Annotated in this window: 22 protein-coding genes; 8 read left to right on the top strand and 14 right to left on the bottom strand. The window is 39.9% G+C overall.

Translation table 11 applies throughout. The features are described 5' to 3' along the window. Positions 1-154: 154 nt before the first annotated feature. Both glpD and LG003_RS13045 read left to right on the top strand, forming a co-directional pair. Positions 155-1657 (top strand): glycerol-3-phosphate dehydrogenase, encoded by a 1503-nt coding sequence (gene glpD / locus LG003_RS13050; protein ID WP_262980916.1) that lies wholly within the window; start codon positions 155-157, stop codon positions 1655-1657. Between the two features lie 332 nt (positions 1658-1989). After that, positions 1990-2469: an Hcp family type VI secretion system effector gene (locus LG003_RS13045; protein ID WP_112878447.1), complete on the top strand. Its 480-nt coding sequence runs from the start codon at positions 1990-1992 to the stop codon at positions 2467-2469. A gap of 244 nt (positions 2470-2713) precedes the next feature. Here the strand turns inward: LG003_RS13045 and LG003_RS13040 are convergent, their stop codons facing one another. Beyond that, positions 2714-3409, bottom strand: a complete 696-nt coding sequence (locus tag LG003_RS13040) for a hypothetical protein (protein ID WP_112878449.1) — start codon at positions 3407-3409, stop codon at positions 2714-2716. A 273-nt stretch (positions 3410-3682) separates the two neighbouring features. Beyond that, on the bottom strand, positions 3683-3916 hold the full coding sequence (locus LG003_RS13035; RefSeq protein WP_232832401.1) for a ribbon-helix-helix protein, CopG family: 234 nt from the start codon (positions 3914-3916) through the stop codon (positions 3683-3685). 426 nt (positions 3917-4342) lie between these two features. On the opposite strand from LG003_RS13035, the gene LG003_RS13030 reads away from it, so the two are divergent. Then, on the top strand, positions 4343-5218 hold the full coding sequence (locus tag LG003_RS13030) for a hypothetical protein (RefSeq protein ID WP_262980915.1): 876 nt from the start codon (positions 4343-4345) through the stop codon (positions 5216-5218). Between the two features lie 478 nt (positions 5219-5696). Here the strand turns inward: LG003_RS13030 and LG003_RS13025 are convergent, their stop codons facing one another. Further along, positions 5697-5903, bottom strand: a complete 207-nt coding sequence (locus LG003_RS13025) for a hypothetical protein (protein WP_262980914.1) — start codon at positions 5901-5903, stop codon at positions 5697-5699. Between the two features lie 174 nt (positions 5904-6077). Next, on the bottom strand, positions 6078-6221 hold the full coding sequence (locus tag LG003_RS13020; protein ID WP_262980913.1) for a hypothetical protein: 144 nt from the start codon (positions 6219-6221) through the stop codon (positions 6078-6080). Between the two features lie 88 nt (positions 6222-6309). Between LG003_RS13020 and LG003_RS13015 the strand changes: the two genes are divergently transcribed. Together LG003_RS13015 and LG003_RS13010 are read left to right on the top strand one after the other, a co-directional pair. Further along, complete coding sequence (locus LG003_RS13015; protein WP_046396352.1) at positions 6310-6582, top strand: type II toxin-antitoxin system TacA family antitoxin; 273 nt, start codon at positions 6310-6312, stop codon at positions 6580-6582. Then, positions 6573-7061 (top strand): GNAT family N-acetyltransferase, encoded by a 489-nt coding sequence (locus LG003_RS13010; protein WP_262980912.1) that lies wholly within the window; start codon positions 6573-6575, stop codon positions 7059-7061. Before LG003_RS13015 ends, LG003_RS13010 begins: the two co-directional genes overlap by 10 nt. Before the next feature lie 215 nt (positions 7062-7276). Here the strand turns inward: LG003_RS13010 and LG003_RS13005 are convergent, their stop codons facing one another. Genes LG003_RS13005 through LG003_RS12980 form a run of 6 tightly spaced genes read right to left on the bottom strand, consistent with a single transcriptional unit; the run spans position 7277 to position 13642 of the window. Continuing rightward, entirely contained in the window at positions 7277-7906 is a 630-nt protein-coding gene (locus LG003_RS13005; protein ID WP_262980911.1) for a bifunctional 4-hydroxy-2-oxoglutarate aldolase/2-dehydro-3-deoxy-phosphogluconate aldolase, read from the bottom strand. 15 nt (positions 7907-7921) lie between these two features. Continuing rightward, entirely contained in the window at positions 7922-8866 is a 945-nt protein-coding gene (locus LG003_RS13000) for a sugar kinase (RefSeq protein ID WP_262980910.1), read from the bottom strand. Further along, entirely contained in the window at positions 8863-10287 is a 1425-nt protein-coding gene (gene uxaC / locus LG003_RS12995; RefSeq protein WP_262980909.1) for a glucuronate isomerase, read from the bottom strand. Before uxaC ends, LG003_RS13000 begins: the two co-directional genes overlap by 4 nt. A gap of 22 nt (positions 10288-10309) precedes the next feature. Further along, positions 10310-11764, bottom strand: coding sequence for a fructuronate reductase (locus LG003_RS12990; protein ID WP_262980931.1), 1455 nt, complete (start codon positions 11762-11764; stop codon positions 10310-10312). A 42-nt stretch (positions 11765-11806) separates the two neighbouring features. Next, a complete protein-coding gene (locus tag LG003_RS12985) occupies positions 11807-13108 on the bottom strand; it encodes a TRAP transporter large permease (protein WP_262980908.1) in 1302 nt (433 codons plus the stop codon). Between the two features lie 27 nt (positions 13109-13135). After that, the gene (locus LG003_RS12980; protein WP_112878457.1) at positions 13136-13642 is read right to left on the bottom strand and encodes a TRAP transporter small permease; all 507 of its coding nucleotides are present in this window, start codon (positions 13640-13642) and stop codon (positions 13136-13138) included. Between the two features lie 296 nt (positions 13643-13938). On the opposite strand from LG003_RS12980, the gene LG003_RS12975 reads away from it, so the two are divergent. From LG003_RS12975 to uxuA, 3 genes are all read left to right on the top strand, one after another. Further along, complete coding sequence (locus LG003_RS12975) at positions 13939-14919, top strand: TRAP transporter substrate-binding protein (protein ID WP_112878458.1); 981 nt, start codon at positions 13939-13941, stop codon at positions 14917-14919. A 117-nt stretch (positions 14920-15036) separates the two neighbouring features. Beyond that, positions 15037-15798: an FCD domain-containing protein gene (locus tag LG003_RS12970; protein WP_112878459.1), complete on the top strand. Its 762-nt coding sequence runs from the start codon at positions 15037-15039 to the stop codon at positions 15796-15798. A gap of 85 nt (positions 15799-15883) precedes the next feature. Beyond that, positions 15884-17071 carry a mannonate dehydratase gene (gene uxuA, locus LG003_RS12965; RefSeq protein ID WP_112878460.1) on the top strand — a complete coding sequence of 396 codons (1188 nt, stop codon included), beginning with the start codon at positions 15884-15886 and terminating at the stop codon, positions 17069-17071. Between the two features lie 337 nt (positions 17072-17408). Here the strand turns inward: uxuA and LG003_RS12960 are convergent, their stop codons facing one another. From LG003_RS12960 to LG003_RS12945, 4 genes are all read right to left on the bottom strand, one after another. Continuing rightward, on the bottom strand, positions 17409-17579 hold the full coding sequence (locus LG003_RS12960; protein ID WP_158537786.1) for a hypothetical protein: 171 nt from the start codon (positions 17577-17579) through the stop codon (positions 17409-17411). Further along, on the bottom strand, positions 17576-19033 hold the full coding sequence (locus tag LG003_RS12955; protein WP_262980907.1) for an anti-phage dCTP deaminase: 1458 nt from the start codon (positions 19031-19033) through the stop codon (positions 17576-17578). The genes LG003_RS12960 and LG003_RS12955 overlap by 4 nt, the downstream gene beginning before the upstream one ends. Before the next feature lie 535 nt (positions 19034-19568). Beyond that, entirely contained in the window at positions 19569-21161 is a 1593-nt protein-coding gene (locus LG003_RS12950) for a serine hydrolase domain-containing protein (protein ID WP_112878462.1), read from the bottom strand. 171 nt (positions 21162-21332) lie between these two features. Next, the gene (locus tag LG003_RS12945) at positions 21333-22928 is read right to left on the bottom strand and encodes a serine hydrolase domain-containing protein (protein ID WP_262980906.1); all 1596 of its coding nucleotides are present in this window, start codon (positions 22926-22928) and stop codon (positions 21333-21335) included. Positions 22929-23019 lie beyond the last annotated feature (91 nt).

The following is a 23019-nucleotide window of genomic DNA, read 5'->3' as shown; positions in this document are numbered from 1 at the left end:
ACCATGTAAATCATATGGATAAGGTAATATTTGTTATCTATATCACGTGAACATATTTTTTCTTAGCAAATAGTTGGCTATTGATCGATTTCTGATTACAATCTTGAGCGAAAGCGAGCATTAAAGAACTATTTCGAACATTTTAGGGGGATGCATGGAGACTAAAGACTTGATTGTGATCGGCGGCGGGATCAACGGTGCCGGAATTGCGGCAGATACTGCTGGCCGGGGACTCTCTGTTCTGTTGCTGGAAGCACAAGACTTAGCCAAAGCCACATCATCCGCCAGTTCAAAACTGATCCACGGTGGCTTACGCTATCTAGAACATTATGAATTCCGTCTGGTCAGCGAAGCGCTGGCAGAACGTGAAGTTTTACTGAACCTTGCACCACACATCGCTTTTCCGATGCGTTTCCGCCTGCCGCACCAGCCACATTTGCGTCCAGCATGGATGATCCGTATTGGACTGTTCCTCTATGACAATTTGGGCAAACGTGTCAGCCTGCCTGGCAGTAAAGGGCTAAAATTCGGTGCCAATTCTGTTCTGAAACCAGAATTGGTCCGTGGCTTTGAATATTCTGACTGCTGGGTTGATGATGCTCGTTTAGTTGTCCTTAACGCTCAAGAAGTCAAAAAACGTGGCGGGGAAGTCCGTACCCGAACAAAAGTGACCCGTGCATGGCGCGAACAAGAGGGTTGGATGGTCGAAGCCGAAGATCTGCGTACAGGTAAGACCTATACTTGGCGTGCAAAAGGTCTGGTTAATGCTACCGGCCCCTGGGTTAAAGAATTCTTTGACGATGGCCTGAAATTGAAATCACCTTATGGTATTCGCCTGATCAAAGGCAGCCATATTGTGGTGCCAAGAGTGCATGATGAGCCGCAAGCTTATATTCTGCAAAACGAAGATCACCGTATCGTATTTGTTATTCCTTGGATGGATGAATTTTCCATTATCGGAACCACCGATGTAGAATATCAAGGTGATCCAAAAGAAGCGAAGATTGACGATCAAGAGATTAATTATCTGCTGAGAGTTTACAACGACCACTTCAAGAAACAACTTAGCCGTGACAATATCGTCTGGACCTATTCTGGCGTACGTCCACTGTGCGATGATGAATCCGATTCACCTCAGGCAATTACGCGCGACTATACCCTTGACATTCATGATGAACAGGGCAAAGCACCATTACTGTCTGTGTTCGGCGGTAAATTAACTACTTACCGTAAGCTGGCAGAACACGCAACCGAGAAGCTCATGCAATATTATCCCAATGCCGGAAAAGCCTGGACCAAAAATGGTCAGTTACCGGGGGGTAATCTGGAAGGGTGCGATCGTGATGGTTATGCCCGTTTATTGCGTAAACGTTACAACTGGTTACCGGAAGGTGTTGCTGTACGTTATGCGCGTACTTACGGCAGCAACAGCGAACTGATTCTGCAAGGTGCTAATAATCTGGCAGATCTGGGTGAATCTTTCGGCCACGGTTTGTATGAAGCAGAGCTTCGTTATCTGGTTGATAATGAGTGGGTTGTTGAACTGGATGACGCAATCTGGCGCCGGACCAAATTGGGTATGTGGCTGAATGAAGAACAGAAGCAGCGCGTTGCAGCATGGTTGGCGGAGAATGATAAACCACGTAGCGAGATTTGATTTTTCTTCACAGAAAATCATTGATCTTCCAGTTTAGAAAACGCGACTACCGCGAGAATATTAAAAACTTTCTCGCGGTTTTTATTACGTTGAACTTACGTCCTATTTTTCCTTTAAACGTTATATTAGTCTTTCCAACTCAAAATTGACACAAAAATTAGCAAAATATTATATATATTAAGTGTAAAATACTGCCCTATTCTCCATGTTGGAGCAATTAACCTACGAACATTTTAAGATTCTTATATAAATAATACTTTTGATTCTTTTGTATTATGGAGATAATATAGACACTTCTATTAACTGTTATGGGATTAATATAGGATGTTTATATGAGCTTTTCTATTTACTTAAAACTAACTGGCCGCAAACAAGGGTTAATATCATCAGGGTGTTCAACATCTGACTCCATAGGAAATAGATATCAAATTGGACATGAAGATGAAATTCAAGTTTTATCTTTCGTTCATAGTCTAACTAGAGAACAAAATTCTGATCATCACCCAGTAGATTTCATAAAAATAATAGATAAATCATCTCCTCTACTTGGCATAGCTATTTCTAATAATGAAGTTTTAAATGCTTTTTTTGATTTTTACAGAATTAATTCTTTTGGTGTTATGGAAAAGTTCTACACCGTTGAGTTAAGAGATGCTTCTATTGTTGATATATGTGCTAATTATCCTCACAGTATAGACAGTTCAAATGCAATACCATTTGAAACTATTTCTCTAGCATACAAAAGCATAACATGGAAACACCACATAGCTGGAACTTCAGGCTATAGCATATGGGATGATAGAGTGTACTAACACATTATTAATCAATGCCATACCTTATTGTTGAAGTTATTTTAACTTCAACAGTTTTTTCTTTACTTTTATTGTAACAAAATACGACGCTATAAGAATAATTATCCCTCCAATTATACCAAACCCTTCTGGGGTAATTACAAACCATGCTAAACAAAGAGCAAATGTTATGAAAATTCCAACAAGATCTATTACAAAAGATTTAATCAAGTCCATTTTTCTTCACCAATTATCTCATGTTAAGTTAAAGGTAAATTAGTCTTTCTATTTCATCTAAAAGTAATTTTTCATCTTCTAAGGTTATGATATTTTTTCTATAAATATTTATTAATTTCGACATGTATGGTTCAACCAAAAAATAAAGCATTTCTAACCCCTTTTTCTTTAAGGCTAAATATGTCACAGGGGATTCTATTTTTAATTTTCGTGCAGATCTAGCTGCTTTTTCAAAGATCCCATAAATAGCAAGGGAGTTTATTGATATGTTTAAAAATGTTGCTATTTTTGCCTTTACAGATGGAAGTGCATTTATCTTAACCGATATTAAACTTGTTATTGCAGTAGCTACACTAATCTTTGTTGCTGTTTGAACGCCATATGTTGCTACTACTAAATTAAATTTCTCAGATATAATTCTTTGTGTTCTCTCAGGAATAAAATCATACATTGTATTTATGATTGTAAACACAATATCATAAATGACATCTCCTTTTTTAAAAATCGTCTTAATAGCTGCATCAATCATTCTCTGGTCTTCATTGGATATCTGCTTACCATAAATATCTTTATACAAAAAAGCTTGAGAGTTTCTCAATCTAACTAAACCTAAATAAATATCCTCCATAGTTGAATATACAATTGGTGCAGATTTTCTTGTTACATTATCTATGTTTTTTGCTATAACATGATCAGCCTGTTTTTTGTATGACAGATAATCCATAATAGAACTCCTTAGCCACCTATAGAATAGTCATTACAACATAGACATTTTCATTAATATAACTAATATGTCAATAGAAAAAGATAATAGATGTCACAGTTTCTCATAGATAGTAAGTGCAACATAACTACGCTACGAGCAAATAGGCCCGTATTCCTTTAAGCCATTCATAATCTCATTGGCATGATCTTTAAACCTTATGTTATGCAATACTTGCAATCATACCGTCAATATCCTATAAATATTTAGTATCAAATAACGACTTCATAGCAGTCATTGCCACTCCTTGCGTAAATTATTTTGATATTCCAATCCATCCGATTTTTTATCCCCCCACAAACCGAAAGCACTATTATTCTGTTCTGAAATATTAGCATCAAGATAAGCATCTATTGCTTTTCGGATCTGTGCAGCACGTGACTTATCAGGAGAACGTTCCTTCAAAATCTCAAGCTTCCTAATCGTTTCTTCCGGTAAATCTATATTAATTCTTACCATAGCAACCATATTTATTTCCTCTTATCAGATATCAGGTGTATGTATCGTATACCTCATTAGTTCGACTGTCTATTTTTTGGTCCAAAAAATTATTTTGATAACTAATCAACAAATTTTACTCTGAAAATAGCAATTGATCATGTAAACAAAACATTTAAAACATGTGACTTTTCCATTTGCAATAATACCTAAAATAGCCTATAAATAAAGCTATTACATACATATTGATACGGCTTTTTTAATTCTATCTTTGATTAATATACGGAGATGAGAATAATCATATTTGATACTACTGCCAACTATCTCTTTGATTAACTAAAAATTCAAATAAAAACAAATTCTTAAGTTATTTTTAGGGAATAAAATTAACAAACGACTTGGTAGCAATAGGTCCCCCCCAAATTATAACTAGCGAGATATTACATGATTATAGATATGAATATTAATGAATTATTAACAGCCGAAGCCTCATTTATGCTGGGAACCCTGACGTTAGAATCTAACATTATCGGGGTTATGAAATACGAAGATGGCGCCATTTTGATAACCCAAGATAGTCCGTTCTACCCGAAGAACTATAAGTGGCCAGACCAACTACATGATAATGGCATAATCTCAATAGATGATAAAGAACTCGCCGTGACAAAAGTTTATACCGCTGGCCTTATTGATGGTCATTTATATATAGACCAGGAAATAACGAAACAAGCAACACCGCCAGCTAAAATTATGCCAGCACACTACTTACCTGATTTACAGGGAATTTCTGAAAGAGATCTCATAGGGAAAACGGTAACTCTATCTGTGAACGATAAGACAAGATATAGGGTAAGTGCCACACACTCGATGGCTCACTTTATGTCTCTTGCTTTGAATAAAGCAACTAATCATATATGGTCTAAAGTATACGATACCGATGATTTAGGAAACTATAATTTAGATAAAGCCGCCATTTACCAATCTTCTATCACAGAACTTCAATCCGTTGATACTTATCGCTTTGGTAAATCGATCAAAAAGAAAGGATTTGATGAAAATATATTAATTGAAAACCTAGATAAAATTAATAGGGAAGTTAATAACACACTTAATAATTGGTTATCTCAGGGTGCGGAAATAACCATTGAATATCAATCAAAAGAGATTAATGATACCAGATTATGGAAATCTACAATTGATTCTACGGTGGTCACTATCCCATGCGGAGGCACTCATATAAATAATATTAATGAGGTCAAAGGCGTAAATGTTGAAATAAAGATCGGTGAATCTGCTGATTTTATTCAAATAACGACTCGTTGTGAAATATAGAGCCATGAGCCTCAATTTGCTTTATTTATTTTTTATCTTATACCCTATGGATTTCAAGATGCATCGCGACGGCAAGGGAGCGAATCCCCGGGAGCATAGATAACTATGTGACCGGGGTGAGTGAGTGCAGCCAACAAAGAGGCAACTTGAAAGATAACGGGTATATATAATACTGGGCCAAAATTGGCCTATTATCAATAAATCGGTGCTAAGATTATGACATATTATAACTATCAAACATCGCTAATCTAAAGTTTATTCTTTATAATAAATAAAAAAGAAAAACCTTATCATAAATCTATTTTATTTTCTATTCGATAAGGATTGAATGACTAATAGAATAACTGCAAAAAAAGAAGCAGATTTTCAAGTTCCTTCTTATAACCTATATCCCTCATATTCTTACGCAAATAAAATATTTCATGAATATACTTCTACATAAATTAAATACTTCTCTGTTGTTCTACCATAAGAAATATCAATCCTTCTGTAATAAAGCTTTGACAGTATATCCTTGATTGGGATGATTCGGTGTTTGTGGAAATGCCATCATTAGGTTCTGCTTATTAAGCAGTGGTTTTATATGGTGCTGTCTGAGATTCTTTGCAGAACGATTAAGTAGTATGCTTAATACATCAATACGGATATAGTGAGACTCACAAAGTTTCATAATAATCGATTGCATTTGTTCTAGCTCTAATCGACGATTTTCATAAGCTGGGTTTCAATTGCATTAAGATATTTTCAGGTATCAAGCTCACTGTCGGTAATTCTAACAAAGTTTGTTCTGGTGTCTGACGTTCATATAAATTAGGCCGACGCCAGTCAGCAGAAGACCATCCACTATACCCAATGGATTTCAAGATGCATCGCGACGGCAAGGGAGTGAATCCCCGGGAGTATAGATAACGATGTGACCGGGGTGAGCGAGTGCAGCCAACAAAGAGGTAACTTGAAAGATGACGGGTATATATATTTGTAACCCAGCATGCTTACGTTTCATAAGATTTCAAATGGAAACGCTAAATGTATATCTATCAATTACACAACCGCTATAATGACTGTCTACCAATTTGCTACACAGGTGATTTATGAGAACACAACCTAAAGAAACCCCGATCAACATCCGGGCGAAAGCCTTCCAGCGGGAGCTTATTGACCATGCAGCAAACCTGCTCTCAAAGACCCGAACTGATTTCATCTTGGATGCTGCCTGCCGCGCAGCCGAAGATGCCATACTCGATCAGCGCCACTTTTTCGTTAACGACGAAAAATACCATGTGTTCATGCAGATGCTGGAACAACCGCTTTCTGATAATGAAGGTTTTAAAAAACTGATGGGATATAAAGCTCCGTGGGAATAAGCACACCTGAAATATTAACGGCTGAACATAATATAAATGATTTTTATTGCCAGCATGAAACATTAAACGAATGGCTTTCACGCCGGGCTTTAAAAAATAATAAGCTCGGCGCGAGCCGCACACTTGTTATTTGCAAGGAAGGTACAAAAGACGTTATCGGTTATTATTGTCTAAGCGCCGGTTCAATTAATCATATTGAATCTACACCATCGCTTAAACGCGATATGCCAGATCCTATCCCTGTAGTGCTTCTCGGCCGTCTGGCTGTCGATGTGGAATATCTGGGGAAGAAGCTCGGGGCATTGCTTCTCCAAGATGCTTGGAAGCGTGTCACCAGCACGGCAGAACAGGTGGGCATTTCGGCTACAATCGTCCACGCACTTGATGAGAGCGCTCGAACGTTCTATACGCGTCTTGGCTTCGCCCAGTCACCGTTGGAGCCATACACGCTGATGCTTCCATTAGGCAAACAGAAGTGACTGTTCCCCGCCGTAAAAACGGCGAGTTCTCTTGCTCTGTTTCTAACCGCTTAAGCTTACCAGATAATTAAATAACAGGTCATTAGAAGTTCAAATATCACCACTTAACAAAATTGAAAATTATTAAATACCAAAAAGAATTTTTACTAAATCCTTTCTTCTCTTTGGCATATTATCGGAATAATATTTTATTCCAATGCAATAATAACTACTCCTTAAGTATTAACCAAATCCACCGCTTCACGAGTCAGGCGGCCAATTTCCTGCCAATTTCGGTTATCCACCAGCGCTTGACTAACCATCCATGAACCACCACACGCCACAATACGCGGTACAGCAAGATAATCGCGGATATTGTTTGGTCCGATACCTCCAGTAGGCATAATTTGCAGTTCGGTATAAGGTGCTAATATTGCTTTAATCATTGGCAAACCTCCAGAAGGTTCTGCCGGGAAGAATTTCAGCAGTTTTAACCCCAATTCCATTGCGCCTTCAATCGCACTTGGATTATTCACACCCGGAATAATAGGAATATTTAATTGCTGACAGGCTTTGACCGTATTTGGATTAAAACCCGGAGAAACCATAAAATCGGCGCCAGCCTGTTTCGCAGCAACCACTTGTTCACGATTCAGGACGGTTCCCGCACCAATCAGCATATTCGGCTGAGCCTCTCTCAACAGACGAATAGCTTCCGCCGCTGCCGCAGAACGGAAAGTAATTTCCGCTACCGGCAAACCATTATCAGCTAACACCTTACCTAGCGGAATAATATCTTCCGCACGCTCAACAGTAATCACAGGTACAATTTTTAACTGGCGCAACTGCTCAATCATCTGTCTCATCGATTTTTCCTACTGTTAAAAGAAACCATCAGTCACTGTCTTAGTGTCACTGACTGGAATAATCGCCCCTTTATGCTGAATAACGCTACCAGCCAGACGATGCCCCATGATTGCCGCTTGTTGTATTGGGCAATCCATCAAAAATCCTGCCAGAAACCCAGCATTAAAGGCATCTCCTGCCGCCGTAGTATCGACCACGTCAACAACCGGTGCCGTTGGGATTAGCTCAATCGGCGTGTCCTGTATCAAATGCTGATAATAGCAACCGGCAGGCCCCGCTTTAATAACAGCTTCTTTAACGCCTGCTTGTTTAAGGCGAATCATGGTTGCTGTAACCGATTTATCGCCCCACAACTTACATTCATCTTCATCTGTCACCAGTGCCAGTGAGGTAAAGGCGAGTAATTTCTGATAGCAGTTCTTGGCTTCCTGCACACTTTCCCACAATGTCGGACGGTAATTACTGTCGAAAACGATGGTTTTTCCCTGAGCAGCCAGTTCAGCCAACGAGTTTAGTAACTTTTCACGATCATCAGCAGGCAAAATAGCCAGGCTGATGCCACTGAGATAAATGGCATCCATCCGCTGTAATGCTTGCATAACCGAAGAGAAATCAGGATGGCGCACCATATAACGAGCAGCGGAATCACTACGCCAGTACAGAAAAGTCCGTTCTCCCAGTTCATCGAGTTGAATCAAATACAATCCCGGTTGATGAGCCGGATCACGCAAAACCAGATGGGTACGAATACCCTCGTCTTGCCAACGAGTGATCATCCCTTCACTGAGGGGATCCACCCCTAACGCCGTCACAAAATGAACGGCAATCTCCTGTTGGCTTGCACGTGCTAAATAAACCGCACTGTTCAGGACATCACCACCAAAAGCCTGATACATGGTAGCAAAAGGGACGCCATTAAGTTCAATCATACATTCACCAAGGAATGCAATCTGTTTCATGAGTTTTCTCCCGGCAAGGCAAAATAACGACGGGCGTTATTAAAGCAAATATCCTCAACCATCTGCCCTAACATAGCTTTGTGGTTAGGAATTTCGCCCTTTTCTGCCCATTGCCCCAACAAGTTACACAGAATGCGACGAAAATATTCATGCCGCGTGTATGAAAGAAAGCTACGAGAATCGGTCAACATACCCACAAATTGACTCAGCAGCCCAAGTTGGGAAAGTTGTTCAAGCTGACGCAACATGCCATCTTTCTGATCATTGAACCACCAGCCCGAACCAAACTGAACTTTACCGGCGATACCGCCACCTTGAAAGTTACCGGCCATCGTTGCAATTACTTCGTTATCTCGTGGATTCAAGCAGTAAAGAATCGTTTTCGGCAACTCATCCGTCACATCCATACTGTCCAGCAAACGAGATAATGGCCAAGCGATATTGTTATCACCAATGGAATCAAAGCCGCTATCCGCGCCAAGTAAGCGGAACATACGGCTATTATTGTTGCGAATAGCGCCGATATGCATTTGCATCACCCAACCACGAGCGGCATATTGCCGGCTAAGCCATACCAGAATCGCCGTGGTGTACTGTGCAATTTCAAGCTCAGAGAGCGTTCTCCCTGCCAGCCGTTTTTGCAGGATGCCATTTAATACCGTTTCATCAGGAATAGGAACATAGCGTAGATTTTCTATGCCGTGATCAGCAGCCCGGCAGCCATGAGCAGCAAAATGCTCAAGCCGACGCTCCAACGCGTTCAACACATCAGCAAAAGCAGCGATCGATACATCAGCCACGGCCTCAAGCTGTTTGATATAGTCAACGAAACCCACCAGCTCAATTTTAAACACCCTATCAGGACGCCAGCTTGGCAATATTTCGATATCGAAACTCTCATCTGTCGCGATTTGGCGGTGATATTGCAGAGAATCCACCGGATCATCCGTAGTTCCAACCATACGCACATTCATTTGCTGCATAATGCCACGAGCTGAAAATTCCGGTGTTGCCAGTTTTTCGTTGCATTGATGCCAGATTTCATCAGCAGTTTGCGGCCCGAACAATTTCCCGGTAATACCAAATGGACGACGTAATTCCAAGTGAGTCCAGTGATAAAGCGGATTCCCTAATGTTAGCGGTACTGTTTTTGCCCATGCCTGATATTTTTCAGCATTACTGGTTTGCTTGCCGGTAATCAACGATTCATCAATACCCGCACAGCGCATAGCCCGCCATTTATAATGATCCCCTTCTAACCAAATCTGACTAAGATTATCAAACCGGCGATTTTCAGCAATTTCTCGTGGATTAAGATGACAGTGATAATCATAAATCGGCATATCTGCGGCATGTTCATGATATAGCTGACGAGCAGTTTCACTGTTTAGAAGAAAATCTTCACACATAAAATTTTTCATATCTTTGTTCCTGTCAGCCAAATCAAAGTGTCGCCACAGCATGACGGGCGCCGCGTTCCAATAATAATTGATAAGCTTCGGTAACTGCCCGGACAAGATGCGAATTAGCTAATAATGGGCTGCCGAAAATCGCCAACAGTGCAAGCACTACATCAGCAGATAACCCATGTTGCTGATAAATAGATTTAAATTGCTCAACGAGCGGATCACGCACATTAATCAATTTGCCTTGTTCATCTTTTCCACTGACATAACGCATCCACCCGGCGATACCCAAAGTTAAATGGCGGTAATCGCTGCCGTTTGCCAGATGATAAGTGACAGAATCAAACATACGTTGTGGCAGTTTCTGGCTGCCATCCATTGCTATCTGCCAGGTTTGATGCTTAAGGTTGGGGTTACTAAAACGCTCAATCAGTAGATGAGCATACTGGAAAAGATCGGTTCCTACCGGCATCGTCAAAGTTGGCGCTTGTTCTTTCAGCATCAGATCCAAGGCAGCTTGCCGGTAATCGGGGTTCGCCATTGTGTCAGCAATATATGTATATCCTGCCAAATAGCCCAGATAGGCTAAAAATGAGTGGCTGCCGTTTAACATCCGTAATTTCATAGTTTCAAAAGGCACCACATCTTTAACAAACTGCGCCCCTGCTACATCCCAGTTTGGACGGCCATTGGCAAAGTTATCTTCAATTACCCACTGACGGAAAGGTTCACAGGTGATTGCACACGGATCATATACCCCCAACTGTTCAGCTATCTGCTCCAACGATTCTAATGTGGCCGCAGGAACAATACGGTCAACCATAGTGCATGGGAACGTCACATTCAGTTCAATCCATTGGGCTAACTTTTCATCACGTAAGCGGGCAAAACCCACCACCGCTTCACGGGCAACTTTGCCATTCTCTCTGACATTATCGCAGGACATCACCGTCAATGGCGGCAAGTCACGTTCATAACGCAGACGAAGCGCCTCGACAATATAACCAATGGCCGATGTCGGTTCGGTTGGGTTAGCTAAATCCCGTTGAATGAATGCATTATTCACATCCAGTTTGCCGCTGGCTGCATCGATGCAATACCCTTTTTCGGTAATCGTCAGAGAAATAATCGCCACTTGCGGCTGCGCTATAGTTTCCAGAATACCTTGCTGACCGACAAACTCAGGGTGCAAAGCATCAATCATAGAGCCGATAATTTTCAGCTCCGTTTTTTCCGCCCCTTTCTCCGCAATGGTACACAAGCAATCCTGCTCTTTAAGTTGCTGAATCAACCGATGACCGGAGAACAAACTAACTTCACAAATTCCCCAGTCACTGCCCGTTTTTTCCAACATATGGTGAGTAAAAACCGCCTGATGTGCGCGGTGAAAAGCGCCACATCCCAGATGAACAATACGGGTAACCAATTTTTGACGATCATAAGAAGGCAGAGAAATAGCAGGATTGATGTTGCTGTTGGCTATATTACGGATCATAGAACAATTCCTGTTTAATGACGCGGATTACCTGAATGCTCAGTCATTCAGTAACATCTGAGGCAACCACAAGCTCAGTTGCGGTATAAAGGTCACCAACATCAACGCGATAACCAAAGCGCAATACATGGGGACTAAGGGTTTCAATACCTTATTAATGCTGACCTCACCGATAGAACAACCCACAAACAGCGCACTCCCTACCGGCGGTGTACAGATACCAATAGCCAGATTAAAGGTCATAATGATGCCAAAATGTACCGGATCAACGCCCATATTCTGCGCTACTGGCAGGAAAATCGGCGTAAAAATCAGAATCGCCGGTGTCATATCCATAAAGGTTCCGACCAACAACAGAATGAGATTAATGACCAACAGAATAACCAGAGGGTTTTCAGAAACCGCCATAAGTGCATCAGCGATCAAATAGGGCAGATCCGCATTCGCCATTGCCCAAGACATGCCCATTGATGCACCAATCAACAACAAAACAATGGAAGTGGTCACCGCAGAATCCAAAATGATTTTGGGTAATTGGGTGATACTGACTTCACGATAAATCAATACTGCTAATACAAAGCTATATAACACGGCAATCGCCGAGGCTTCTGTGGCGGTAAAAATACCCGCAATGATCCCTCCCATAATAACCACAACCAGCATCAGAGAAGGCAATGCGCGAACCAATGTGGTGAAAAACTCGTTCCATGTCGGCTTAGGTGATACCGGATAACCACGGCGTTTGGCAATAATTGCCGCCACAATCATCAAGGATAGGCCCATCAAAATACCGGGAATATAACCTGCCAAAAACAGCGCCGCAATTGATGTGCCACCAGAAACCAGTGAGTAAACAATCAAGGTGTTACTTGGCGGGATCAACAAACCGGCAGGGCAGGAAGCAATGTTTACCGCAGCAGAATATTCCGGCTCATAACCCTCTTTTTTCTGCATCGGCGCCATCGTTCCACCGACCGCCGCAGCCGATGCCACCGCTGAACCCGAAATCGCACCGAAAAACATATTCGCCATAATATTGACGTGCACCAGAGAACCGGGCAAACGGCCACCTATGACTTTTGCCAGATTAATCAAACGGGCAGCAATTCCCCCCTGATTCATCATATTCCCCGCCAGAATAAAAAACGGGATAGCGAGTAAAGAAAAGTTATCAACACAGACTGCCATACGTTGCGCAACCACGGTAATCGCCGCTTCCAGTGGCAAAGTCATCATAATTGCCAGTAATGATGATAAGCCAATCGCAAAGGATACCGGTACACCCAGTGCCAGCAACACGGCAAAACTACCAAACAACGCTAAAACCACTTGCCAATCCATAAGCCCATCCTCTTCTGCCTGGTGACTTTATTGATTTTCAGAAATAACCGCGTCTTTACCTGAAAAATTCCGAATCAGAGCAATAATGTCTACCAACACATAGCAAATCATCAGAACACCGCTAATTGGCAGACATAAATAGACATATCCCATCTGTAATCCCAGCGCGGGAGTGATCTGCCCGGTTTCAAGGGTTGAGATCACCAGTACCGATCCGCCATACACCAATACGATCGAAGCAAACAGAGCGATCGCGGCCTGGATCACCAAACCCACACTATTTTTTCCTGTTCCCTTAAGTTTTATCGTTAACAAGTCGATAGCTAAATGACGATGTTGACCTGTGGTATATGCCGCGCCAATCATGGCAACCCACATAAACAGATAACGAGCGAGTTCATCGGTTACCGTACTCGGCGTACCAAACACATAGCGGGAAACCACCTGCCATGTGACACAAAACACCAAAAAAACGGAAAGGCTGACGGTAAAAAATGCCAAACCTTTATTGATGCAATATACAAGGTTTTTCACGGGGCTTTGTCCTTATTGACCTCAATGGATGCCCTATTTGATTGACCAAATGGACAAACTGTCTGACCAAAATCAGTAAAGGAAGCTTTACGTTGCCTGGATTATAAGATCCAGGTCAAAAAAACATCCAGTGAGCGGGATCACAAACTGACTGGTTCACCATTTGGTCCGATTATTTTGTGATATTGGTCAACCAAATTACTTTTACTTTTTGACGAAATCCGAAGTGATGCTTATGGTTTGACCGTCAGTTCAGTTGTGCCCGTAACCTATTTACAACAATTGGAGAACGAATAATGAGCAATGCTAAGCGTATTTTATCTACTGTAATCGGAGCGATATTGGCCTTAGGCGCGTCACAAGTTATGGCAGTAACAACATTAAAACTCAGCCATAACCATAACCGCGATCATGCAGTGCACAAGGCCATGACTCAGTTTGCGGATGAAGTTCGCCAAAAAACGAATGGCGATGTTCGTATTCGGATCTATCCAGACGCACAATTGGGTAACCAACGGGAATCGATGGAACTAATGCAAAATGGCGCGCTGGATTTAGTTAAATCTAACGCCGCAGAACTGGAAGCTTTTTCGCCCGCTTATTCCGCTTTTAACTTACCTTATCTGTTCCGCGATAAAGCCCATTACGAAAAGATTAAAAACGGCGAGATTGGTAAAGAGATTCTGACATCCAGCAAAAACCGTGGCTTTATTGGCATAACCTACTATGAAGCCGGCGCTCGCAGCTTCTACGCCAAAAAACCTATCCGCACGCCTGAGGATCTAAAAGGCATGAAAATTCGGGTTCAGCCTAGCCCAACCGCCATTTCTATGGTGAAAAACTTAGGTGGTAACCCAACACCGCTGGCTTATGGCGAACTGTATACTGCTCTACAACAGGGTGTGGTAGATGCCGCAGAAAATAATATTCCCTCTTTTAGCCTGAGCCGTCACAGTGAAGTTGCCAGATACTTCTCGCTGGATAACCATACTATGGTGCCAGACGTCCTTGTTATTTCTACTAAATCGCTAAATAAGCTGTCAGCAGAGCAACAAAAAATTCTCATCAATGTTGCCATTAACTCCTCTCAATATATGACGCAATTGTGGGAAAAATCAGAGGAGAAAGAGCGCCAGAATGCAGAGAAAATTGGAGTCAAGTTCGTCGATGTGGATCAAAAATCGTTTGAAGAAGCGGTCAAACCGATGTACGACGACATTAAGAAAAGCGACCCAGTGCTTTACCGCATGGTGGAGCGCATCCGCGCAGTCAGATAATTATTGGTGAAGGCCATTTGGCCTTCGCCCTTAAGTGGCATTTTTGGTTGACCAATTTCTATTTTTGATTATTATCTACACAACACCATCGATAATCACGACAACAATAGTGACACCATGAAGCATTTACTTGAGCCAAAACGTCCTTACCAAGAAGTTGGCATTTCATTAAGAGAGATGATTGCCAACCAGCAATATCGTATCGGGGATCGCTTACCTCCAGAGCGAGAACTTGCTGAATTATTAAGAGTTTCCAGAACCGTTGTGCGTGAAGCATTAATTATGCTCGAACTAGAAAACCTTATTGAAGTCCGCAAAGGTTCCGGGATCTATATTATTAACCGCCCTCACCTACCCACTTCCTCTTCATGCTCAGTTAACGCAGCAGGACCTTTCGAGCTATTACAAGCTCGCCAATTACTGGAAAGTAATATTGCCGAATTTGCCGCCATGCAAGTGACGCCAAATAACATTGCTAATATGCGTCGAGCATTACAAAAAGAATCCGAAGATTTGGCCTCCGGTGAAGATGAATCCGGCGACAGAGAATTCCATCTGGCGATTGCGGAAGCAACCCATAACAGTATGTTAGTTGAACTGCTTAAACAATCTTGGGCATGGCGGGAAAATAATCCCATGTGGCAGAAACTGCACACGCGAATTACCGATAAAGATTATCGTAAAGAATGGCTGGATGATCATCAGATCATTTTATCCGCCATGATCAAAAAAGATCCGGCGGCAGCGAAACAAGCCATGTGGCAACATTTGGAGAATGTGAAATTACGTTTACTGGAATTATCTGATGTTGATGATCCCTATTTCGACGGTTATCTCTTTAATTCATATCCCTATGAAATAGCAAAGAGGCGTAATTAATTTAACGAAATAATTAATAATTTTTTATATCCAATTATTCTGGTGGATTTTTTTCATTCTGGCATTTGCATAAAGGTAAATAACAATGGAACAAACCTGGCGTTGGTTCGGCCCAAATGACCCTGTTTCTTTAGATGATATCCGTCAGGCTGGTGCAACCGGCATCGTTACCGCATTACACCATATTCCTAACGGACATGTTTGGAACAAAGATGAAATCCTGACTCGCAAAACCCTCATCGAAAATAAGGGGCTTATCTGGTCAGTTGTTGAAAGTGTGCCTGTTCATGAAGAGATTAAAACCCAGACCGGTCACTATCAGCAATGGATTAATAATTACAAAACTTCACTGAAAAATTTGGCGGAATGTGGCATCGATACCGTCTGCTATAATTTTATGCCCGTGCTGGACTGGACACGCACCGATCTTGAATACACACTCCCTGATGGTTCTAAAGCCCTACGTTTTGATCAAATTGCCTTTGCCGCATTTGAAATCTATATCCTCAAACGTCCAAGTGCAGAAGCTGATTACACTGTCGAAGAACAAGCTCAGGCAAAAGTCTATTACGACAACCTGTCTGCTGCTGATATTGAGAAACTCACTGCGAATATTATTGCTGGCCTGCCGGGGGCCGAAGAGGGCTATACGCTAGCAGAATTTCAGGCGCAATTAGATCGCTACAAAGATATTACCCGCGATAAACTGCGTGAACGCTTAGCTTATTTCCTGCACCAGATTGTTCCTGTATGTGAAGAATATGGTTTACGTCTGGCAATTCACCCGGATGATCCGCCGCGTCCTATTCTGGGCTTACCACGTATTATTTCCACTATTGAAGATATTGAATGGCTAGCAACCATTGAACCAAGCCCGGTTAACGGCATTACCATGTGTACTGGTTCCTACGGCGTTCGTGGCGATAATGATTTGGTTGAGATGATTAAGCGCTATGGCAACCGAATCTATTTCACTCACCTGCGTTCTACCCAACGGGAAGAAAATAGTAAAACTTTCCATGAAACCGCTCATCTGGCAGGTGATGTGGATATGTATAACGTAGTGATGGAAATCCTGCGTGAAGAATATCGCCGTAAGGCGGCTGGAGATAATCGTTTAATTCCAATGCGCCCTGACCATGGTCATCAAATAATTGATGACCTGAAAAAACAGACTAATCCCGGCTATTCCTGTATTGGCCGATTAAAAGGTTTGGCAGAAATTCGCGGTCTGGAATTAGGTTTAAGGAGAGCGTTTTTTGAAAATAAATAATGGGTTTGAGTAATTAGCTATATACCCTATGGATTTCAAGATGGATCGCGACGGCAAGGGAGCGAATCCCCGGGAGCATAGGTAACTATGTGACCGGGGTGAGCGAGTGCAGCCAACAAAGAGGCAACTTGAAAGATAACGGGTATATTTATTAGTAACCCTATAAAGGGTTACTTTATTTAGATGAAGTTACATTAAAGTAATTGACTACAACTTTATATACAGGCTCATTTTAAGCTAAAATTTTAATTTATTATTTTAGTTGATTTATTAAGATATAAATTTGGAGTGAAAAAATTCCTATCGGACCACATATTTTACAATAAATAATAATAGGTTATGCCAATTTATTTTTAGCTTCATCTGTCGTATAAACCTTAGACTTATCTTCACCAGATGTCTGCGGATTACGAAAGGATTTCAATCCACCTTTCTTCCAATCTGGCCATTGTTCAACTATTTTACTCGCTTCATTTAAATAAGCTAAGAACTCTTCTCTCTTAGTCATTTTTTTAACTCCTTTATTAAATTATTCACGTTAGCTGCTGACTCGGTCTCTTTTTCTATATAAGATAATGATAGCATCTTCATCCTCAACCTTCCATCCTTCCTATACCATTTAATAACTTTACCATCCTTATTTTTTCTTTTTATTTTATATCCTATCCCCAAATTTGTTGAAAACAAATTAAAGAAACAGCGAGGCCCAACACCCACAAATGGTTCAAAAATCACTTTATTATCAGAAGATTCATCTTCAGGTGTTGAAATAGAATCAACATGGAAATCAAAAGCTTTACTTTTAGGATAAGGTTCAATATATACAACTCGCCTTATACCACTAGCAACAATATGTTTTGCACAATTATGACAAGGAAACGTAGTACAATATAATATCCCATTATGAGTACTAATATTACTTCTCGCACATGCCAAGATTGCTTCCATTTCAGCATGTACAACCCTTCCATATTCGGTAATATCCTTTATCTTGCTTTGCAGGAGATATTCCTTAAATACTTCTTTTTTTTCATCCACAATATCTTTAAGTATATCTTCAATAATTAATCTTTTCTGTTTCGCGTTTGAATCTTCGCCTATTTTATAATCTCTACCATTTTCAGCATCTTCGATTATATCTCCCACATAATCAGGCCAATATAATCCCCCGCCGAACCGTGGCACATCATTAGCCCCAGTTGAGATTATGCTCTTATCTTTCGTTAATACAGCACCAACCTGGCGGGAAAGATCTCCAGATCGTAACGAAGCAGAAAAAGCCATAAACATAGCATACTCATCAAAGGTTGGAGTAACATATGGATTACCAAAAATAAGATCTAATATTCTCCATATATTATTGTCGGTCCTGTTTTTATTTCCATCATAGCTTACAAAAAAATCAGATAACTCATAAGTATCTCTGGTATGCTGCCCCCATTTATTCCCTTCATCGGAATCACGATTAATCAATTCTCTAGCCTTTACTTCATCAATACATTTATCAACGGTAAGATTTCTCAATCTCTGAAATTCACTCGTATATACACCTATCAGGAAAAACCCATTTGCATAAATCTCCCTTAATGCATTGACTTCATCCGGGTGTTTGAGAGAATGTATAATATACGCCCTCCTAATAGACGGTATTGATAAAAAGCGCTTCTTCTCTCTTCTTTTATTTATTTCTACTACCGCAGCTAATGCCAATATAGAATTATCCTGACTAATCTCTCTTAAATAATTACCCTCCGACATTAAACAACTTATCCTTTCATAATTATCCTTCGTTGAGGGAATATCTCTTAATACTGAAATAATTTCAGAAGATATTCTTATCTCCTGTACATCATATCTGAACGCATTAAGCTTCTGTGTTATAGAGTCTTTAATTATATCCAAATCCGTTCCTACAGCACCAACTAACCCAATAACGATCTCAGAATCAAAATCAGGAGACATCTGATCATTCCCAGATAGATATGTTTTATTTATAGTAACCATGTTAAATATTTATTCCTATTATCGTTCTGCTCTATTTAAAATAGCCGTTAATTACATTTATAAAAAATGGACAATAACATTCAAACAAATATAATTCCGTAGCTAAATATAGATTTTTCATTTACTATACACTGTACATTCTGATTTAAACTATTCTTCTAACACTAGGTTAGGAAATATGAACTAACATCACATAATTTACCCTTTTCCATAAATTTACCTCCCTTCTATTATAATAAAAACTAAATTTTATCTCTAATTAGAGGGAAGGTGTATCCTTAACCTATCAAGGACGATGAGAATATAAACCAAAAACAATCTATGAAGCAATTAAAATATCACAATCAGGTCGGACAGGCAGAACATCGTCATAATAGTTCCGCCTGAAAATAAATAGATTAAATAGAAAATATCTTTATGATCTCAATCTAATTCCCTCATCTTTCTAGAAAAATACAGTTCTTAATTCATATTTACAATCCTATCAATTAAACTAAACTGAGATAAACTCTATCTTCCAGCAACGTGAATCATTGAGATAAAGGCGAGGTTTATCCGTATCAGAATTCCATTCGAAATCAACAATAAGTTGAGTACTGGGATGAAAATAACTATTTTCGTAAACCCACCGTAAGACTTCTTTTTCCCCAGGCAAGATAACCGCCTCAATATAAATCTCATCACCCGATACTTCAATATTAATCATTGATTCTGTTTCATGATTATAATATCGACCTGATAATCGCTGAATATCAATATCACCTTTATCAGTCATTTTCCTCAAATAAAAAACATTGCCATTTTCATCAATCTGCTCCAGTGCGATAACACTATTATTTTCAATGACAGGTCTGAATCGAATTTCTCCACCCTTCTCTTGGAATGTTCCATCAGCGTTAAAGGTTATCGGATTACCTTTCTCGAATAAATTACCTAGTAAATAGCAATCTTCTTCCTTAGTAATAATATAGGGATAGGGATCTGCCCCTTTGAACATACCGGTGATATCAATATTACTGGTTCGACAATGCTCTGGCTCAGTCATATCAGTATTAAATAATACATTAAGACATTGATTAGTCAATTCAACGGTATTAATACCTGTTGCAGCAGTAATCACGATACCTAATTTAATATCAGGTAAAACACAAACCTCAGCTTTAAAACCACCATAAGAACCATCGTGACGTATTATCTTTTGCCCTTCACGTTGGCTAAGCATCAAACCGTAAGCATAATTGTTACGATTGCCATTGGTTAAATTTGGTGTATGGGATAATTGCGGCAACATATCCCGAACAATCGATGGTGAATAAAATGCTTTCATCCAGCGACATAAATCACTGACTGTAGAACGTAGCCCCGCACTCCCTATAGTTGAATCGTTATGATCCGATCTTATCCATTGATTTGCATCTTCGTTGTAGACATAACCTATTGCCCGGTCTGAAATAACCTCAGTCACCTCATCATAGAAAGAGGTATTATTCATCTTTAATGGAATAAAAATATTTTCTTTCGCATATTCTCTTAACGATTTACCTGAAACCACTTTGATAATTTCCGCCAACAAATTATAACCCGTATTGCTATAGCGAAAATATTCCCCAGGCGTAAAATTAAGCTTTCGTTGCCGTTGAATCAGTTTTCTCAATAAATCCATACTGCGGTGGTCAAAATCTGAGTTTTTACCTGCCAAGCCATAAGGAACATATTTATCCCGTAACCCACTGGTATGATGAATAAGATGCTCAATAGTAATATCAGAGAAATGTGCTGGGAAATAATCCACATATTTTCCAACTTTATCCTTGACGTTGAGCTTTCCTTCTTTTTCCAGCAAAGCAATACAAAAGGCGGTGAATTGTTTTGAGACACTCGCCATATAGAATTTCGTATTTGGGGTTACAGCAGCAGAATGTTCAATGCTAGATTGCCCGATATAGCGCTTATAAATGGTTTCATTTCCGTGGGTAATAGCAACTGCGAGAGCGCCACCTTTTTTCTTATTTTCAATATCAATTAAATTATCTATTTTATTAAGAAGAGACTTAATATTATCTCTAGATATCGTCAATTTCATCATTAATTTCCTTACTTAAGGTTATATAAACAGAATATATATAGTCTGATAATACGGTGTAACAGGGCAGAACACGAATATGAAAATTCCATCTAAGATAATTACAATCTAATATAATTCAATCCATCCTTCCAAAAAAACACGGTTCTTAATTCATATTTACAACCCTATCAATTAAACCAAGACGAATTCTATCTTCCAACAATATCCATCATTAACATAAACACGAGGTTCATTTGTATCAGAGTTAAATTCAAAATCAATAATCAACTCTGTCGCCGGAAGAAAATAACTGTTCCCATAAATCCACCGTAAAGCTTCTCTCTTTCCCGGTAAGATAATTGCATCAATATAAATCTCATTACCTAATACTTCAATATTGATAATCGATTCTGTTTCATGATTATAATAACGCCCTGACAATCGATGAATATCGATATCACCTTTATCGATCATTTTTTTCAAATAAAAAATATTGCCATTTTCATTAATCTGTTCTAATGCAATAACACGGTCATTTTCAATGATAGGTTTGAAGCGGATTTGCCCACCTTCCTCTTGAAATGTGCCATCCGCGTTAAAGATAATCGGATTGCCTTTTTCGAACAAATTACCTAATAAATAGCAATCTTCTTTGGTAATAATATAAGGAAATGGCTCCATTCCTTTGAAAATACCGGTAATATCAATATTACTGGTCCGACAAGGCTGTTTGTTTGGTTCAGGAACACCGGTATTAAACAACGCATCAAGACACTGCCTGATAAACTTATAGACATTAGTATTTGCTGCGGAGGTAATAGCGATACCTAATTTAGCATCAGGCAAAATGCACATTTCTGATTTGAAACCACTATAAGAACCACCATGTCGCATTATCGTTTGCCCTTCACGTTGGCTAATAATCAAACCGTAGGCATAATTGTTACGATCGCCATTAGTTAGATCTGGCATATGGGATAACTGAGGCAATAACTCCTGAACAATCGATGGCGAATAAAATGCCCTTATCCAACGACACAAATCATTTACCGTAGAATAAAGCCCTGAACCACCAACCACCGCATCATTGAGATCATATCTTCTCCACTGGCGCAACGCCTCGTTATAAGCATAACCCATTGCCCGATCAGAGATAATCTCGGTTATATCATCATAGAAAAAGGTATTTTTCATCTTTAATGGGGCGAAAACATTTTCTTCCGCATATTTTCTCAATGATTTACCTGAAACCACCCTGACTATTTCCGCTAATAAATTATAGCCCGTATTACTATAGAGATAATATTCTCCAGGCATAAAATTAAGCATTTGTTGCCGTTGAACCATTTTTCTCACCAAATCAATATGACGGTGGTCAAAGTCCGAGTTTTTACCTGCCAGATTATAAAGCCCAAATTGATCCTGTAATCCACTGGTATGGTGAATAAGATGTTCAATGGTAATATCAGAGAAGTGCGCAGGAAAATAATCCAAATATTGTCCAACTTTATCCTTGACACTGAGCTTTCCTGCTTTCTCCAACAAAGCTATGCAAAAAGCGGTGAATTGTTTTGAAACACTCGCTAAATAGAATTTAGTATTAGGTTTTACCACCACAGTATGTTCGATGTTAGCCTTTCCTATATGGCGCTGATAAATAGTTTTATTGCCGTAGGTAACAGCAACTGCGAGAGCGCCACCCTTTTTCTTATTTTCAATATCAATTAAATTGTCTATTTTCTTAAGAAGAGATTTAATATTATCTCTAGATATCGTTGATTCCATCATGAACTTCCTTATTTAAGGTTATAAGACAGAGCATATATACGATCTAATATACCCGTTATCTTTCAAGTTGCCTCTTTGTTGGCTGCACTCG

Origin of the sequence: Photorhabdus kleinii (assembly GCF_025384885.1) — a bacterium.
GTDB lineage: Bacteria > Pseudomonadota > Gammaproteobacteria > Enterobacterales > Enterobacteriaceae > Photorhabdus > Photorhabdus kayaii.
This window is presented reverse-complemented; position numbering and strand designations above follow the sequence as displayed.